Annotated in this window: 3 protein-coding genes; all 3 read left to right on the top strand. The window is 51.6% G+C overall.

Annotated features, from left to right (window positions below):
• Positions 1-253: 253 nt before the first annotated feature.
• The 3 genes from ubiA (at position 254) to L1272_RS22810 (ending at position 2,028) form a co-directional block, all read left to right on the top strand.
• On the top strand, positions 254-1,171 hold the full coding sequence (ubiA, locus tag L1272_RS22820) for a 4-hydroxybenzoate octaprenyltransferase (protein WP_199524880.1): 918 nt from the start codon (positions 254-256) through the stop codon (positions 1,169-1,171).
• A 25-nt stretch (positions 1,172-1,196) separates the two neighbouring features.
• The gene (locus L1272_RS22815) at positions 1,197-1,469 is read left to right on the top strand and encodes a glutathione S-transferase N-terminal domain-containing protein (RefSeq protein ID WP_281716509.1); all 273 of its coding nucleotides are present in this window, start codon (positions 1,197-1,199) and stop codon (positions 1,467-1,469) included.
• 289 nt (positions 1,470-1,758) lie between these two features.
• Positions 1,759-2,028, top strand: coding sequence for a maltose acetyltransferase domain-containing protein (locus tag L1272_RS22810; RefSeq protein WP_218313322.1), 270 nt, complete (start codon positions 1,759-1,761; stop codon positions 2,026-2,028).
• Positions 2,029-2,178: the final 150 nt, after the last annotated feature.

Here is a 2,178-nt window from a genome sequence, read left to right as displayed (position 1 = left end):
GGCGAAATAACAAGGCCGATAGTGGATGATTAGGCTCCAAGCTGAAAGTAAACCACCTCCGCAGCCATTTATTGGTGTGGTCTACAGAGGATTATGTCTTTTTAGAGGGGAAAATCCCTAGAACCCCTAGATGAGGAGAGCGGGCCTACGGGGGCTAGTCGTTCGCATAGTTCCTGAAACCTGTTACGTCACTGGTTTTATTCGTATAATATGTCGCAAATTTCGGAATTTTTGTGACACAGAATTGGAGCACATGATGACTACTTTGAACCGTCCTGACCTCAGCGATATTCATATTGGCGATTGGGTTGACCGTTGGTTGCCTGCTGCTTGGCGTCCTTATGCAAGGCTTGCCCGGATCGACCGTCCGGTAGGAATATGGCTCACCTTTTTCCCCTGCCTTGCCGCGCTCATTCAAGCGTCCCAAGGGCTCCCCGAATTTCGGCTTTTGGTAGTGTTTTTTCTCGGCGCATTTTTGATGAGAAGCGCAGGCTCGACAGCCAATGACATTGCGGATCGTAACTTTGATGGGCATGTCGAGCGGACGCGCCTTCGTCCGCTCGCGAGTGGTCAGCTTCGAACGCGCCACGCGCTAATATTCCTCGCCGTCGAACTCGCCTTGGCGGCGCTGCTATTGTTTTTCTTAAGCCCATTCACAGCGCTTGTCGCAGTTTGCGTGCTGCCACTGGTATTCATTTACCCGCTTTGCAAACGCTTCACCCATTGGCCCCAAGCTGTTTTGGGGGCCGCGTTCAATTGGGGAATGCTGATGGCATGGGCGGAGGTGTCAGGCAATATTCCAGCAGGAGCCGTGGTAATGTGGGTCGGCGCTATAGCGTGGCAGATCGGCTATGACACGGTGTATGCTTATGTCGATGTAGCCGATGATACCCGTTTGGGTTTGAAATCAACAGCGATTCTATTTGGACGCAGGGGGCAGGCTATCGTCGGATTGTTCTACGCCTTGACTGTCGGGGCATGGGCGGTTGGGGGGTGGTTACTGGACATGGCGATGCCCTACGCTATCGGTATGGTTATTATTGCAGCTCATCTGGCTTGGCAGATATGGCGTGTTGACCTCGAAAAGCCGGAGCTGAATTTCCGGCTCTTTCTGTCGAACATTCTGACCGGGGCATTATTGGCGGTCGCTGCCTTCGCGGGCACTTGGTAAGTCGCGCAAATCCTGAAACCGCAAGGTGCTTTGGTGTGCTGAAGAACTTGGCCTCACCTATGAACATATCAATGCGGGTGGCACCTTTGGCGTGGTGAGCGACCCCGATTATCTCGCGATGAACCCTAATGGCCTTGTTCCCTGCCTGAAGGATGGTGATTTAGTCCTATGGGAATCGAACGCCATCGTCCGCTATCTTGCCAGACAATACGCTTATCCATCTCGATTACCCAACATCATTATGCCTGTGGCGAGTTATTCGACGAACGGTATCCGGTTTGGGCCGAAATCGCGGTGATCAGCTCGCGCCAGGATGTCCTGAACGCTTTGATTGGGCCTTCTTCCGATTTGTGATCAATTACCGAAAGGTGCAACGACAGCGCGACCTTGCTCGAATGGAAGGATTTGCCGGTCGGGTGTTCCGGTTCACCTCGCCGGCCGAACTGTCGGGCTTCGTAACTGCCATCAAGAAGGCTGCGCAAAAGGCGTGAAATCGGCCTACCGTATATTTGTGCCCCTTTAATGTTCAGGGGCCATCATGCGGATACGATCCACTATGATAGGAAAACGCTCTAAATGGAGATAGCATGACACTTGCCGAACAGTTTGAACTCATCCGATCTGGGCAGATGTACAACGATCTAACGTCTGAACTCGTGGCGGCTCGTGAGGAAGCAGTGTTCCTGACGAATGATTATAATGCCAGCTTCGGCCAAAACGCGGAAAAGCGTGAAGCCGTTCTGACGAAGCTTATCGGCTCAATGGGTAAGCAGGTTCATTTCGAACCTACGTTCCGCTGCGAGTTCGGACGCAATATACACATCGGCGACAACTTTTACGCCAACTTGGGGTTCTAGGGATTTTCCCCTCTAAAAAGACTTAATCCTCTGTAGACCACACCAATAAATGGCTGCGGAGGTGGGTTACTACTTATAAGTGTGGCAAATTAGGTAAATATCGTACATTTAATACGGAACAGCCCTGATATGGCCATCAAAAACGAAATT

This window comes from Pseudoalteromonas sp. PAST1 (genome assembly GCF_021532515.1).
Classification (GTDB): Bacteria; Pseudomonadota; Gammaproteobacteria; order Enterobacterales; family Alteromonadaceae; genus Pseudoalteromonas; species Pseudoalteromonas simplex.
Note: the sequence above shows the minus strand (reverse complement) of the source record. Positions and strands in the feature narration are given on the sequence as shown.